Source organism: Pseudoalteromonas sp. NEC-BIFX-2020_015 (assembly GCF_012952265.1).
GTDB lineage: Bacteria > Pseudomonadota > Gammaproteobacteria > Enterobacterales > Alteromonadaceae > Pseudoalteromonas > Pseudoalteromonas neustonica.
In genome coordinates, this window is the sequence record NZ_JABCJL010000006.1 from 85,753 (window position 1) to 100,756 (window position 15,004).

General features: G+C 40.8%; 13 protein-coding genes and 1 pseudogene. 9 read left to right on the top strand and 5 right to left on the bottom strand.

Going from position 1 to position 15,004, the window contains the following annotated elements:
* Positions 1 to 638: 638 nt before the first annotated feature.
* The 5 genes and pseudogenes from HH219_RS22400 to HH219_RS06280 all read right to left on the bottom strand — a co-directional run.
* Positions 639 to 874 (bottom strand): annotated as a pseudogene (locus HH219_RS22400) (hypothetical protein); the annotation flags it as partial.
* A 412-nt stretch (positions 875 to 1,286) separates the two neighbouring features.
* Positions 1,287 to 1,799: a hypothetical protein gene (locus tag HH219_RS06265; protein ID WP_054206347.1), complete on the bottom strand. Its 513-nt coding sequence runs from the start codon at positions 1,797 to 1,799 to the stop codon at positions 1,287 to 1,289.
* Positions 1,800 to 1,932: 133 nt separating this feature from the next.
* Entirely contained in the window at positions 1,933 to 2,409 is a 477-nt protein-coding gene (locus HH219_RS06270) for an FKBP-type peptidyl-prolyl cis-trans isomerase (RefSeq protein WP_169326945.1), read from the bottom strand.
* Complete coding sequence (locus HH219_RS06275) at positions 2,406 to 4,820, bottom strand: AAA family ATPase (RefSeq protein ID WP_169326946.1); 2,415 nt, start codon at positions 4,818 to 4,820, stop codon at positions 2,406 to 2,408. The genes HH219_RS06270 and HH219_RS06275 overlap by 4 nt, the downstream gene beginning before the upstream one ends.
* 79 nt (positions 4,821 to 4,899) lie before the next feature.
* Positions 4,900 to 5,358, bottom strand: a complete 459-nt coding sequence (locus HH219_RS06280) for a hypothetical protein (protein ID WP_054206344.1) — start codon at positions 5,356 to 5,358, stop codon at positions 4,900 to 4,902.
* Between the two features lie 184 nt (positions 5,359 to 5,542).
* Between HH219_RS06280 and leuS the strand changes: the two genes are divergently transcribed.
* The 9 genes from leuS to HH219_RS06325 are packed head-to-tail and all read left to right on the top strand — an operon-like array spanning position 5,543 to position 14,967.
* Positions 5,543 to 8,131 (top strand): leucine--tRNA ligase, encoded by a 2,589-nt coding sequence (leuS, locus tag HH219_RS06285; protein ID WP_054206343.1) that lies wholly within the window; start codon positions 5,543 to 5,545, stop codon positions 8,129 to 8,131.
* A gap of 2 nt (positions 8,132 to 8,133) precedes the next feature.
* The gene (lptE, locus tag HH219_RS06290) at positions 8,134 to 8,628 is read left to right on the top strand and encodes an LPS assembly lipoprotein LptE (protein WP_169326947.1); all 495 of its coding nucleotides are present in this window, start codon (positions 8,134 to 8,136) and stop codon (positions 8,626 to 8,628) included.
* Entirely contained in the window at positions 8,628 to 9,665 is a 1,038-nt protein-coding gene (gene holA / locus HH219_RS06295; protein ID WP_169326948.1) for a DNA polymerase III subunit delta, read from the top strand. Before lptE ends, holA begins: the two co-directional genes overlap by 1 nt.
* Before the next feature lie 16 nt (positions 9,666 to 9,681).
* Positions 9,682 to 10,317 carry a nicotinate-nucleotide adenylyltransferase gene (gene nadD, locus HH219_RS06300; protein ID WP_054206340.1) on the top strand — a complete coding sequence of 212 codons (636 nt, stop codon included), beginning with the start codon at positions 9,682 to 9,684 and terminating at the stop codon, positions 10,315 to 10,317.
* 53 nt (positions 10,318 to 10,370) lie between these two features.
* Positions 10,371 to 10,688, top strand: a complete 318-nt coding sequence (rsfS, locus tag HH219_RS06305; RefSeq protein WP_054206339.1) for a ribosome silencing factor — start codon at positions 10,371 to 10,373, stop codon at positions 10,686 to 10,688.
* A 36-nt stretch (positions 10,689 to 10,724) separates the two neighbouring features.
* Positions 10,725 to 11,195, top strand: coding sequence for a 23S rRNA (pseudouridine(1915)-N(3))-methyltransferase RlmH (gene rlmH, locus HH219_RS06310; protein ID WP_169326949.1), 471 nt, complete (start codon positions 10,725 to 10,727; stop codon positions 11,193 to 11,195).
* A gap of 9 nt (positions 11,196 to 11,204) precedes the next feature.
* Positions 11,205 to 13,088, top strand: coding sequence for a penicillin-binding protein 2 (mrdA, locus tag HH219_RS06315; RefSeq protein ID WP_169326950.1), 1,884 nt, complete (start codon positions 11,205 to 11,207; stop codon positions 13,086 to 13,088).
* Positions 13,085 to 14,188 carry a rod shape-determining protein RodA gene (rodA, locus tag HH219_RS06320; RefSeq protein WP_054206336.1) on the top strand — a complete coding sequence of 368 codons (1,104 nt, stop codon included), beginning with the start codon at positions 13,085 to 13,087 and terminating at the stop codon, positions 14,186 to 14,188. The genes mrdA and rodA overlap by 4 nt, the downstream gene beginning before the upstream one ends.
* Positions 14,188 to 14,967 carry a septal ring lytic transglycosylase RlpA family protein gene (locus tag HH219_RS06325; RefSeq protein WP_169326951.1) on the top strand — a complete coding sequence of 260 codons (780 nt, stop codon included), beginning with the start codon at positions 14,188 to 14,190 and terminating at the stop codon, positions 14,965 to 14,967. The genes rodA and HH219_RS06325 overlap by 1 nt, the downstream gene beginning before the upstream one ends.
* Positions 14,968 to 15,004 lie beyond the last annotated feature (37 nt).

Below are 15,004 nucleotides of genomic sequence, written 5' to 3' on the forward strand. Positions count from 1 at the left end.
AGTGTATCTCTAGCCAAGAAAAACTTGTAGCGCTGTGACTAAATTACCCGTTGGTAGTTCACACACCACTCTGCATGCGGCTCCTCACTGGGAGGTTCATTTGAAAAGCCTAATTTAACTATATGGTTAGGATAATGAACGGCGTCCGATCTATTTATTTATGAATAATAAATCCGCTTTCTTAAGATAGTCATTATTTATAATAATGCGAATAGTGAGTATTAGAGCTTAACTACTAATTCGCTTTTGTTCAGAACCTTCACAGTTAGCACTTCGTAACTCAGAAGAGTCCAAAAATGATTTTGATCGACCGTCGTCTAATCGCTCATACCCGAATTTTTTGTAGCAAGCTAAGCTTAAAACTCCATAAACACCGGAGTACAACTAATGCACCAGTTAACTATATATCAGCCTAAAGAGCCTTGGAATAAAAAAAGCAAAAAATTAGACAGCCACTCTAATTGAAGCAGCAAAGCTATTCCACTAAATTTAATTTTTAGGTTATGAATTTACCTTTTATTATTGGGTTACTTTCATTTTACCCATTAAATAAGTTATTAGTACTCTTAAGCCTAAATTACGCGCATAAAAATAACTGCATAATTGCAGTTCTAACTTTTTACTGGGGACTTTTAACTTTATACCAGCAGCTTTTCGCTGTTACTGACGTTGCTACACCGTTTTCTGTTCAAGTGTTCACAGTAACTCTCTTGTGAGGTCGTCCTACGCACTGCGCCATGAAATACGCGCGTAAATTGCGTGCTCAGTTTTAACCAGTTTTCTGGTGAAATATTGACTCTTTCTAGTAAAGGTAAATGTGTGTGCTTTCAATATACCCGCGCTTGCCTTCTCATATACAACGCCCTGTTAATTCATGACCTCGAAAAATAATCTGGCTAATAGGATCTCCACATACCCATCATACGCGTTTAATTTATAGACATTGCAATAGTGGACATATACTAATTACGCCCTAGGGCGTGTTGACCTTTGTGGATTGAAATTTGTTCAACCTAGGGGCGATTTAATCGCGGCGCGAGGTTTGTAACCTAGTGGGCTAAGTAAAAATCGAGCAAAGCTTCCGCGTCCTGCTCACGCCCCTTACCTACATCCGTGTAGGCAACAAAGAGTTAATCGCCCCTAGAAAGAACCCTTTGGGCAGCGCATGTTTGGCATTTATACTACGTTATCGCCTATTTATGGGGAACAACCACACTGCATAGGCGCTGCCTTGCCTAAATACCAAACATACTGCTGCAAAATCAATCACGAAAGATCAACACGCCCTAGTCATTGTCTCGTTTTTTCATTTCAGTGACGATCATTTCTATCATCTGTCGCTTTATAGCCGCTTGCTCAGTTTGCATTTCGCCCAACTGCTTTACCAATAAGTCTATTTGCGCTTGCTGTTGGCTATTTTTATATTTTTTAGCGCCAATGTGCTCTACTTCAACAGTAAGGCTTTGCTCTGATGAGCTTACTTGTACGTCTGTAAATTGGGCTTGTGAGCTTTCAAGTTGTAAGTGGCGCTGAATGGGGTTTTGGTTTAATTTATTAATTTGCTCTTGGAGCACAGTAATTTTTTGGGCGAAATTTTCATAGATTTTTTCGAGATTTTTATATTGCTCACCAAAGCTAACATCGTCATCGCTGTACTCTTGCGCTTTATCATCTAAAAATTCAGATAAAATATACGCTGGCTCTTCTTCGTCTTGCTGTTCTTTCTTTTCGAGGTGCATTTCGTAGCGGCTTTTGTAACCTTGCGCTTCAGGGGGGGTGATTACGGGTAATATTTTCATTATTTCATCCTTAAAATAACCAGAGTGTTAGTTGGTTTTATATCGGCATAAAATAAAAAGACTTGAGGAAAAAGAGCCCGGCTTGGTAATGTCACCAAGCCTAGGGCGTATTTTATGTAAAGGGATAATTATCCTAAGACTCTATTTTCAGTAACTCTACTTCAAATATTAGTAACGAAGCGGGTGGAATGCTGCCAACTCGCTTTTCGCCATACGCTAATTGGTGTGGAATAAAAAAGGTGTATTTATCCCCCTCACCCATCAACTGCAGGCCTTCTGTCCAGCCTTTAATAACTTGGTGTAAACCAAAACTAATTGGACTATTGCGATCAACCGATCTATCAAAAACACTGCCATCAATTAAAGTGCCGTGATAATGCACATTTACCATACTAGTTGGGCTTGGTTTTGTTTCGCTACCACTGCTATGAATTACTTTATATTGCAAGCCAGAGGCCGTTTGTTGCACCCCTTCCACTTTGCTGTTGGCAACTAAGAAATCCGCTTCAATTTGCGCATTAACGATTGCTTGTTGCTTAGTTTTTTTACTGTTTCTAAAAATAAAAAAGCAGAGTGTGACGATCATCATCGCCAGTATAATGTTGATCATGATTCTTCTTTCTCGTCTTCTTTTTCGTCACTGTCGCCATTAACAATATCAGCAATATCATTTAAACGAGCTAAAGCAATGCCGTTAACTGAGTTTTCAGGGTATTGCCCATCTCGTAGGTCACCCGCTTCCATATTCATTAATACATTAAGCGCTTGATCAACGGTCTCTACAGCATAAATATGAAACTTACCCAACTCAACAGCAGCCAATATTTCATCATCTAACACCAAGTTAACTTGGTTTGATTTTGGAATAATAACGCCCTGTCCAGATGTTAAACCACGCATTTTGCACAGCTTAAAAAAGCCTTCGATTTTTTCGTTCACGCCACCAATGGCTTGCACATCACCATGTTGGTTTATTGAGCCAGTAAGCGCAATTGATTGACTAAGAGGCAAACTAGTAATAGCCGATATAAGTGCGCATAGCTCAGCTAACGATGCGCTGTCGCCGTCAATGTAGCCGTAGCTTTGCTCAATAGCGATATTTGCACTGAGCGTTAGGCTAAATTGTTGCGCGTATTTATTACCTAAGTAACCGGTTAAAAGCATTACACCTTTAGAGTGAATAGCTTTGCCCAGTTCAGCTTCGCGTTCTACGTCAATTACACCATCGGCACCGGCGTAAACCGTTGCCGTAATACGTGCTGGTGTACCAAATGAAGTATCGCCAATATGTAATACCGTTAAACCATTTACTTTACCCACGGCTTGGCCGTCGGTTGCAATTAATGTGTGGCCTTCTTTGATATCGCTGAGCATATTTTCACTGATCTGCCCGGTGCGGTATTGCTTGCCTTCAATAGCTTCATCAATATGGTGCGCGTCAATTAAGGTTAAATTATCTTGTTTGGTATAAAAGCTTGCTTCAGCCACCAGCTCCAGTACATCAGCAAAACGCGCAGATAGTTTATTATGATGCTCTGCTTGGCGATAACTAAATTTAAGTAATCGTGCCATTGCCTCATCTGTTAATGTGCATTTTAACGTACCTTTACAATATTCAATTACCTTGGTAATAAATTGGTATTGCAACTTATCACTGCTTGGCAAGTAATAATCAAAGTCTGCAAGCACCCTAAATAACTCAGCAAATTCTTCATCGTATTCACCTATGGTGTAATACAAATCACGTGAGCCTAACAGAATAATTTTTACATCAAGCGGAATAAGCTGCGGGCGCAGTGTAAAACTACTGCCTACAGCGTTATCTTGGTATGGTAAATCATTTTTAATTTGGTGGGTTTTAAGTGATAGCTTTAAGCCATCCCACACCAATGGATTTGCCATCACTTTTTCAGCGTCCATAATTAAATAGCCGCCATTAGCGCGATGCAATGCCCCAGGCTGAATTGAACGGTAACTGGTTATAAGTGAACCTTGCGACGCTGCATATTCTATTTTGCCAAAAATGTTGCCAAAGGTTGGGTTGGGTTCGTACACCACTGGTGCAGCATCCCCTTCTTTAAACTCGACTAAAATATTGGGCGCAAAAAAGTCAGTAAGCATGCCTTTACGGTCAAAGTCTTCTTTGTTTTCGTCGCTTTCGTCTTCATCATCGAGCCACTCAAGCACCGCGTCGATAATTTCTACGCGAATATCTTTTAAGTAACGCAGTACACCTATGTGGGCTGCGTATTTATGCTCTAGGTCTTTTAATAATGGTTTTGTAGCAAGCTCTGCCGTAGACTTTTTCAAGTTACGTAATTTTTCAGACGACTCGCGTTTCCAACGTGGCAACTCTATAAGCGCTTCTATTAAAGCATCTTCAAGTTTTTCAATTTTTTCGTAAAACTGTTCTCGTAGTTCGTCATCCAGCGCGGCAAACTCAGCGTCACTGAGCTGTTTTCCATCTACAAGTGGTGCAAAACCAACAACACTTTTCTCTTCAATTAAGGCAACACTTTGCTCAAGCGCAGCAACTTCCACTTCGGTAATGGCGGCATCGTATGCATCGTTAAATTCACGATCGATTTTCTTCTTCTTACGTTGATACGCAGGATTATCAAATGCAGCCGGAAAGGTATCAAGTACTTCGTCGATAAATGAGTCAATGTCGTCAGCTAACTGCTTGCTTTGCCCAGCTTGTAAAAACATAGCAATGGGTTCACGGTGATCATCGTAATTATTAACATATAACCATTCATTTGGTGTCGGGCGACCTTTACTGTGCGCTTGAAGCTTATCTTTTACAAGCGTGAAACGCCCATGGGCGGCCTCCCCCATTACATATACGTTATAGCCGGGAAGCTCCATTCCTAATGAAAAGTCTAACGCACTTTGAGCACGTTGCTGACCTATAAAAGTCAACGTTTCGGGATATGGATTGCTCATGCACGTTTGTACATGATTAAGTGAAATGGTCGGCGCAAGGGCAGACACAGGTAATGGCAACAGTTTCTTCGTCATTCTAACTTCTTTTTATACCAACATATTCGCTGATTTTTAGGTTCTACACAGGGCCAACATTCACCCTATATAAATGTATTTAGGGCTGTAGTGCCTTACGGCTAAAGTAGATACCATCACACTTTGTACACGCGCTAATTTGCGTTGCATGGTAAATATCATAACTATGGTTACAATTCTTACATACTAATGTGCCCATTGCTATCCATTCACCTTGGTGATAAACCCCATTGTGCTTAAAATCTTGATTTAATGCTTGCCATTCAAGCTGAGTTTTATCTTCAATATGTGAAAGTTCATACCAAAAAGACTCTTTAAGCTCTTGCCATGCGAGAGAGTCGTAGTGTTTTTCGTGCTGTTGAATGTGATCAATATCGCGCTTTAGGTATTCACGATACAAAATGAGTTTTTCTTGACCTAATTGCTTAAGCGCTTGTTCGGATTCTACAAAGCGGTTAATTGCGGCTTTAACTTCATGCTCATTGACGTCTTTTAACCAGGCACTTAAATCAGTTAACCATGCTTTATAATCAGCCATAATTTACTCCTGCAAAATTGTGTTTAGCGAGCCTATACCCTATACGAGTATAGGTTAACCTGCCCTGAAAACTAATTTAGTGATGATTTTATAAAATCCGCCGATTTGACGCTGTAATTAGTGTTTTTTTTGGGGTATCCTAACGACAATTTTTTATTAATTTGCAAGAAGTCTGGAATCGTAGATGCAAGAGCAATATAACCCGCAAGATATAGAGTCAAAAGTCCAAGCCTACTGGGAAGAAAACCAAGTATTTAAAGCCACTGAAGACGAGAGCAAAGAAAAGTATTACTGCCTTTCTATGTTCCCATACCCAAGCGGCCGACTCCACATGGGTCATGTGCGTAACTACACCATTGGTGATGTTGTTTCTCGCTTCCAACGCTTACAAGGCAAAAACGTAATGCAACCTATGGGTTGGGATGCGTTTGGTCTTCCTGCAGAAAATGCGGCAATTAAAAATAAAACAGCCCCTGCAAAATGGACTTACGAAAACATTGATTACATGCGTACTCAACTTAAGCAGTTAGGTTTTGGCTATGACTGGGATCGCGAAATTGCAACTTGTCACCCAGATTATTACAAATGGGAACAATGGTTTTTCACTAAGCTATACGAAAAAGGCTTAGTATATAAAAAAATGTCAACGGTTAACTGGGATCCAGTAGATCAAACAGTACTTGCTAACGAGCAGGTTATTGATGGTCGCGGTTGGCGCTCTGGTGCAGTTGTTGAGCAAAAAGAAATTCCACAGTGGTTTATTAAAATCACTGACTACGCACAAGAATTACTTGACGATTTAGATAAGCTAGAAGACTGGCCTGAGCAAGTTAAAACGATGCAACGTAACTGGATTGGCCGCTCTGAAGGGCTAGACATCGAGTTTACACGCACGGATAACAACGAAAAATTCAGCGTTTATACGACTCGTCCAGATACATTTATGGGTGTAACTTACCTTGCAGTTGCAGGCGCACACCCAATAGCACAAGAAGCGGCTAAAAACAGCGATGCTATCGCTATGTTTGTTGATGAATGTAAAAACACCAAAGTTGCTGAAGCAGATATGGCAACAATGGAGAAAAAAGGCATCGCAACAGGTTTTTTTGCCACTCATCCATTAACAGGCGAACAAGTGCCTATTTGGGTTGCTAACTTTGTATTAATGCATTACGGCTCAGGCGCAGTAATGGCAGTACCGGCGCACGACCAACGTGATTTCGAATTTGCGACTGCTTATGGCTTAGATATCAAGCAAGTTATCGCACCTGCAACAGGGTCAGATCTTGACGTTAATTTAAAAGAAGCCGCTTTCACTGAAAAAGGCGTACTTGTTAACTCTGGTGAATTTGACGGCCTTGATTTTGAAGGCGCATTTAACGCTGTTGCCGATAAACTTGAAGCACTGGGTGTGGGTGAGCGTAAAGTAAACTTCCGTCTGCGTGATTGGGGCGTTAGCCGCCAACGTTATTGGGGCTCTCCAATCCCCATGCTAAGCGACGAAGAAGGTAACGAATTAGCTGCAACTGAAGAGATGCTACCGGTACGCTTACCAGAGGACGTAGTAATGAATGGTGTTACATCACCAATCAAAGCTGATCCTAACTGGGCAAAAACCACCGTTAATGGTAAACCTGCATTTCATGAAACAGATACCTTTGACACCTTTATGGAATCATCATGGTACTACGCTCGTTACTGTAGCCCACGCCACGACGAAGGCATGCTTGATCCCGCGGCTGCAAACTACTGGTTACCAGTAAACCAATATATTGGTGGTATTGAGCACGCAATTTTGCACTTATTATATTCGCGCTTTTTCCACAAATTATTACGTGACTTTGGCTTGGTAAACTCAGATGAGCCATTTGATCGCTTACTATGTCAAGGCATGGTGCTTGCTGAAACTTTCTATCGTAAGGATGAAAAAGGCGGCGATATTTGGATATCTCCAAGTGATGTAAATACTGAAACCGATGAAAAAGGCCGCGTTACTAAAGCATGGCATAAAGAAGACGGCGAGCCAGTATTCTCATCAGGCATGAGCAAAATGTCTAAGTCAAAAAACAACGGTATTGACCCACAGCAAGTTATTGCTCAATATGGCGCAGATACGGTACGTTTGTTTATGATGTTTACCGCACCACCTGAGCAAACACTTGAATGGTCTGATACGGGTGTTGAGGGCGCACATCGTTTTATTAAACGTGTGTGGAAATACGCGGTTGATGTAAACACGGTAGGTTTCCAAGCACTCGATAAAGCAGCCTTAAACAACGAGCAAAAAGTGCTACGTCGTGAACTACATAAAGCCATTGCAAAAGTGACTGATGATGTTTCACGTCGTCAAACTTTCAATACGGCCATTGCTGCAATCATGGAAATTTCCAACAAATTGTTAAAAGCGCCATTAACTGACACCCAAGATGTTGCGATTGCTAATGAAGCACTTGAAGCATTGCTAATTATGCTTGCGCCAATCACTCCGCATTTGTCACATCAATTATGGCAAGAGCTTGGTAAAGAAGGCGATATTTTAGATGCATCTTGGCCTGTTGTGGATGAGTTAGCACTTGTTGAAGATGAAAAATTAATCATCGTACAAGTAAACGGCAAACTACGCGCTAAATTAACCGTCCCAGCAGATGCAACTAAAGAACAAGTAGAAGCACTTGCTTTTGCCGAATCAAACGTGACTAAGTTTACTGATGGCGTAACTATCCGCAAGGTTATTTATGTACCAGGTAAACTACTTAACGTGGTTGCTAACTAATTATGGCAGCATTTAATGCCATTAAAAACGGACTAGCCTTAGCGCTAGTCTGTTTTTTGTTATCAGGCTGTGGTTTCCACTTAAAAAAAGCATCTAGTTTACCTGATGACCTAACCACCTTAACATTAAGCGGTGATGACGAAAGATCTGCGTTATTTGCCATGCTTGATAAAGAACTCACCCTAAGTAAAGTTGAGTTACTGTCTGCCCCTAAAAAAAATGTTGCTCAGCTGTATTTATTTAAAGATAGTTTATCGCGTCAAACGTTATCGCTATTTAAAAATGGTCAAGTAGCTGAGTATGAATTAGCTTACAGTGTACATTATTTAGTTAAACGTCCAGGTCAGCAAGCAATTGAAAAAAGCTTTGAACTTTATCGTAATTATCAGGACGACCCTGATAACGCGTTAGCTAAAGCAAAAGAATTCGATTTGCTGCTCAACGAAATTCGCAAACAAGCGAGCCGTAGAATTGTCAGAGAGCTTGCTCAACTGTAATGCGACTTTACGCTAATCAACTCTCTGGCCAATTAAACAAAAACCTACACCCATTTTATTTGGTGTTTGGTGAAGAGCCATTTCAAGTTGCACAATGTGCGCAACAAATTCGTACTGCTGCAAAACAGCAAGGTTTTGATGAAGTAATTAAACTCACCTTAATGCAGGGCTTTGATTGGCAAGAATTAGTAGCTCAATACCAAAGTATGTCGTTATTTAGTGCCCGCACGTTAATTGAACTTGATCTTAATTTTCAAAAGCCTGGTATTGTTGGCAGCCAAACATTTAAACGTTTGGTTGAATTGAGTAACCCCGATACGGTATTAATAGTGACTGGCGCTAAAGCCAGCCAAGATATTCAACGCAGTGCGTGGTTTAAAGCATTAGATAAACAAGGCGCATTTGTACCCTGTTACCCGCTTACGGGAAACCACTTATCGCGCTGGCTTGATGATCAATGCTATCGCTTAAAAGTAAATATGCAGGCCGATGCAAAAAAAACACTACTTGATGCCACTGAAGGTAATTTATTAGCCTGTTTTCAAGAGCTCGAAAAGCTGTCGTTACTATATTCAAGTGAGCCAATAAGCCAACAACAGGTATTACAAGGGCTACTTAATCAAGCCAAATTTGATATTTTTGATTTAAGTGATGCACTCTTACAAGGTAATGCTCAGCAAGCAATTAAAGTACTCAACAAACTTGCAAGCGATAATACTGAAGCTGTGAGCATTTTATGGACTTTAAACAAAGAAGCGAATACTTTACTCAGCTTGCAATTAGGCTTACAACAGGGTGAACAACTGGCAGCCTTATTTAAACAAAAAGCTATTTGGAAAAATCAACAAGTTCCCGTTCAACAAGCACTTAATCGCTTATCAATTCAAACGCTTGAGCATATTATCTTGTTACTTGCGCAATTTGATGCCAGTTATAAACAAGGTCACTTAGTAAGGCCTTATCAAGCACTTGCTCATATTTGTTTGGTATTTTGCCAACCATTGGCAATGCCTCTGCCAGCACATCCACTCAATTAATCATTAGGATATAAAGATGATTGCGCTGTTTGGCGGTACTTTTGACCCTATTCATTTAGGCCATATTAATATGGCAAAACACTGTATTGAAGAATTTAATTTAGATACTTTGTATTTTATGCCATGCGCACTGCCTGCTCATAAAGCCGCACCAGGTATCAGCACTGAACATCGTATTGCAATGCTAAATGCGGCTATTGCGCCCTACCCTTTTTTTGAACTTGATTTACGCGAGTTAAATCGCACTGGGCCTTCTTACACTTTATTAAGTCTGCAAGAATTACGCGCAGAATACCCAAATAAACCATTGCTATTTTTAATTGGTATGGATTCATTTAATAGCTTAGATAAATGGTTTGAATGGCAAACCATTACCACACTTTGCCACATTGTGGTGTTCCAACGTCCAGATCTTACGTGTAGCGCAAGCGACGCGCTATTGGCTTACAAAAAATCAGCACTTTGCACCGATATTAAAGAGCTTACAACACAGCTTGGCGGAAAATTATACTTTTTACCCGGTGAGGAGCATGCAATTTCATCAAGTGACATTCGCAGCGCCATTAAAAATAATAAACATTTCAATGAACTTCTTCCCCATAGCGTGTGTCAGTATATTCAATCACATCAGCTTTATCTAAGTGATGAATAAATACCAGTTGCGTGATAAAATAACAGCTATTCACTTTTAAATGAGATAACACCTTGGATACGAAACAACTACTCGCCTTTGCAATAGATAAAATTGACGATATGAAAGCACGTGACATAGTTAATATTGATGTAAGCGAAAAATCAGATATCACAGACTACATGGTTGTGTGCTCTGGTACTTCTAAGCGCCATGTATTGTCAATTGCTGATCATTTAGCAAAAGAAGCTCGTCACGCAGGTCAAGAGCCTTTAGGTTATGAAGGCCAAAGCGATGGTGAATGGGCTCTGATTGATTTAGGCGATGTAATCGTACACGTTATGCAAGATCAAGCACGTAGCTATTACGACCTCGAAAAACTATGGGGCTAAGTGCCACTTAATTTTAACTGAGCTTGGATGTAACACGTGAAAATACAAATGATTGCAGTTGGCACTAAAATGCCAGCATGGGTAGAAACTGGCTTTGTACAATACCAACGTCGTTTTCCTAAAGATATGGCCTTAGAACTTATTGAGATCCCAGCTGGAAAACGTGGCAAAAATGCCGATATCAAGCGTATCTTGCATATTGAAGGTGAAAAAACCTTAGCTGCTATTCCCAAAGGCAATCGTATTGTCACCCTTGAAGTAACAGGTAAAGCACTTGATACTCACCAATTAGCAAAAAGCATGGAAAAGTGGCAACTGGATGGCCGCGATGTGAGTTTGCTAATTGGCGGCCCTGAAGGTTTGGCGCCAGAATGTATCGCAGCCTCGGAGCAAAAATGGTCACTATCAAATTTGACCCTACCGCATCCGCTGGTAAGAATTATTGTTGCAGAAAGCTTATATAGAGGCTGGAGCTTAAACAATAACCACCCATATCACCGCGAGTAACATTTACTCATGCTCAAAAAAAGGCCCACGATCCGAGACCACTCAGCAGAAGCTAATCTGTTTGCTCGTCGCGCATTTGTGGGTTTTGTTTTTGTAACTCTACTGGTCGCGGTTTTACTTTCTAATTTATACACTATTCAAGTTGATGATCATCAAGATTATCAAACGCGTTCAAACGATAACCGTATTAAAGTTATCCCTATCGCCCCAAATCGTGGCTTAATTTATGACCGTAACGGTGTATTACTCGCAGAAAATAAACCGGTCTATAATTTAGAGGTCATACCTGAAGACGTTGATGACCTTGATGCGTCACTGGCAGCTTTAACACAATTTATAGATATTTCAGAGCAACAAAAAAATGATTTTCTCGATGATATAAAAAATAATCGTCGCTTTAAAAGCCAAGTGCTCAAGGCGCGTTTAAATGAAGAGGAAGTCGCTAAGTTTTCAGTTAATCAACACAAATACCCCGGTTTTAGTATCGAAGCTCGCTTAGCGCGTTACTACCCCTTTGGCGATACTCTTACGCATGCACTCGGTTATGTTGCAAAGCTTAATAAAAAAGAACTTTCTAAACTTATATCTGAAGATCAAGGCACTAACTATCGCGCAACTCACGATATTGGCAAGCTTGGCATTGAAAAATATTATGAGCGTTTATTACACGGCCAAGTAGGTTCACAGCGCGTTGAAGTTAATAACCGTGGTCGTATTATTCGCACATTAAGTATGACTGCACCTGAACCGGGCCACGATCTTGTACTAACGCTTGATATAGGTTTACAACAAATAGCTCAACATACTTTAAAAGATATGCGTGGCGCTGTTGTTGTTATGGATGCAAAAGATGGTGGAATACTCGCACTGTATTCAAACCCTAGCTATGACCCTAATTTATTTGTACACGGTATCAGTAGTAAAAATTATAAAGCACTATTAAACCCTGATCGCCCTTTAATAAACCGCACGACTCAAGGACGTTACGCCCCAGCTTCAACTGTCAAACCTCATATGGCAATTTTAGCCTTAGAGGAAGGCTTAGTCACTGAGCACACAAAAATGTGGGACCCTGGTTTTTTCCAAATACCTAATGTTGAGCACAAATGGCGAGATTGGAAGCGCTGGGGTCATGGCCATGTTGATGTCTATAAAGCCATTGAAGAATCATGCGATACTTATTTTTATGATGCTGCTTATCGTTTAGGGATCACAAAAATTAGTGATTTTATGGCGCAGTTTGGTTTTGGTGATTTAACGGGCATAGATATCCATGAAGAAACCACCGCTATTTTACCATCTAAAGAGTGGAAAGAAGACCGTTTTAAAGAGTCATGGTGGCGTGGTGATACAATTTCTGTTGGTATTGGTCAGGGCTATTGGACAGCAACCCCCATTCAAATTGCTAACGCAACAAATATACTTGTTAATAAAGGCGAACATCGCCCACCTCACTTGGTACAAGTGGCAAAACAAGAAGACCAAGTAACACCGATTATAAATGAAGAAAAACCACCTGTTATCCTCAAGGATGCAAAGCATTGGCAAATAGCATTAGATGCAATGCATAACACGGTTCATAAAACGACAGGCACAGCTCATAAAGCATTCAAAGGTGTAAATTACGATCCTGCTGGTAAAACAGGCACCGCGCAATTAGTGAGCATTGCTCAAGGTGAGCGTTACGATGCTGACGCGATAAAAGAACGCCACCGCGACAACGCTATTTATATCGGCTTTGCCCCATATAATGATCCACAAATTGTCGTATCCATTGTGGTTGAAAACACTGGCGGTGGCAGTAGCGTTGGCGCACCGATCGCTCGGCAATTAATGGATTACTATTTTTCAGCTAACCCCGTTAACCTCCTTAGCAATACAGGCCAGCAATGAAATTAAATGACAAGCGCTCTATTTGGGACAAATTGCATTTAGACTTGCCGTTATTGCTTGCCTTAATAGCTATGATGGTCGCCAGTTTAACAATTGTTTACAGCGCCAGCGGTCAAGACATGGCAATGATGGTTCGCCATGCTACACGTATGGCGGGCGCTATTATTGGCATGTTTATTTTAGCCCAATTCTCCCCCGCTACACTTAAACGCCTCGTCATCCCCTTATATTGTTTAGGTCTATTGATGCTTGTAGGTGTACTACTTTTTGGCGTCAGTTCAAAAGGCGCACAGCGCTGGCTTGATTTAGGCATTACGCGCTTCCAACCATCTGAACTAATGAAAATAGCAGTGCCTATGATGGTTGCGTGGTACATAGGTCGAAATCACTTACCACCGAGAGCATTGCATTTAGTTGTCGGCTTTACCATCGTGATGCTTCCAACATTACTTATTAAAGAGCAACCGGATTTAGGCACCTCTATATTAATCGCCAGCTCTGGTGTGTTTGTGTTATTTTTATCTGGATTAAGTTGGCGGCTTATCGGTTTTTTAACCGCTTTAGTCGCACTTGCGGCATGGCCATTTTGGCATTACGGCATGCACGCTTATCAAAAACAACGCGTGTTAACGCTGTTTAATCCTGAGAGCGATCCGCTTGGTTCTGGTTATCATATTATTCAATCAAAAATAGCCATTGGTTCAGGCGGCATTGAAGGCAAAGGCTGGTTGCAAGGAACTCAATCACAATTAGAATTTTTACCAGAGCGCCACACTGACTTTATTTTTTCAGTACTCAGTGAGGAGTTTGGTTTATTTGGCGTGTGCTTGCTGTTATGTATGTACCTATTTATAATTGGTCGAGGCTTATACATTGCCGTTAATGCGCAAGATGCTTTTGGCAAGCTATTAGCTGGTGCACTAACATTAACATTCTTTGTTTATATATTTGTTAACATTGGTATGGTCTCGGGCTTATTACCTGTTGTTGGCGTACCTCTGCCATTAATAAGTTATGGCGGAACATCCATGGTCACACTCATGGCTGGATTTGGTATTATTATGTCAATCGCCACGGATAAAAGGATGCTATTAAAATAATGCTTACGACGATTAAATTCTTTAGCATATCGCTTATCATTATAACCTTAACGGCTTGTAGTAGTTCAGGCAGTAAAACGGACCACAGCAGCCGTTATAGTATGCGTCATGACTCAGCACCTTTGCGCCCGCCTACACAACTTGAAATGCAAAATGCAGTCGTCACAGCTGTGACTAAAAGTGCCAGTGCAGGACGGCCATACACTGTTCGTGGGAAAGGTTATACGCCGATGCTTGATGAAACAGGTTACAGCGAAGAAGGCATCGCGTCATGGTATGGCCGTAAATTTCACGGCTACCATACCTCAAACGGCGAAGTCTATGATATGTTTGCTATGACAGCTGCGCACAAAACATTACCCTTACCAAGCTTTGTCAAAGTCACCAATACCAGCAATGGTAAGTCGGTTATTGTTCGTGTAAACGATCGTGGCCCTTTTCATGATCACCGCCTAATTGATTTATCTTATTCAGCCGCCTATAAATTAGGGTATTATCGTCAGGGTACAGCGAGGGTTAAGATTGAAGCGATTACTATGGCGGATTCGACTCTTCGCTTAAGTTATATTCAAGTGGCTGCGGGAAGTACATTAAAAAATATTGAAGCGTTAGCATATATGCTGCGCCAGCAGTACGCTTTACCAACGAGTATTGTAGAAAAAGATAATATTTATCGACTTCGCTTAGGTCCAATTAAGGATGCAGAGCAAGCTCAGCAAGTACTTGATAAATTAAAACAGAATCAATTTCAAAACGCGTTCTTGCTTTACAGTCAATAAGACCTTTAGAATGAGAAACGCGAATCTTTAACTTTAA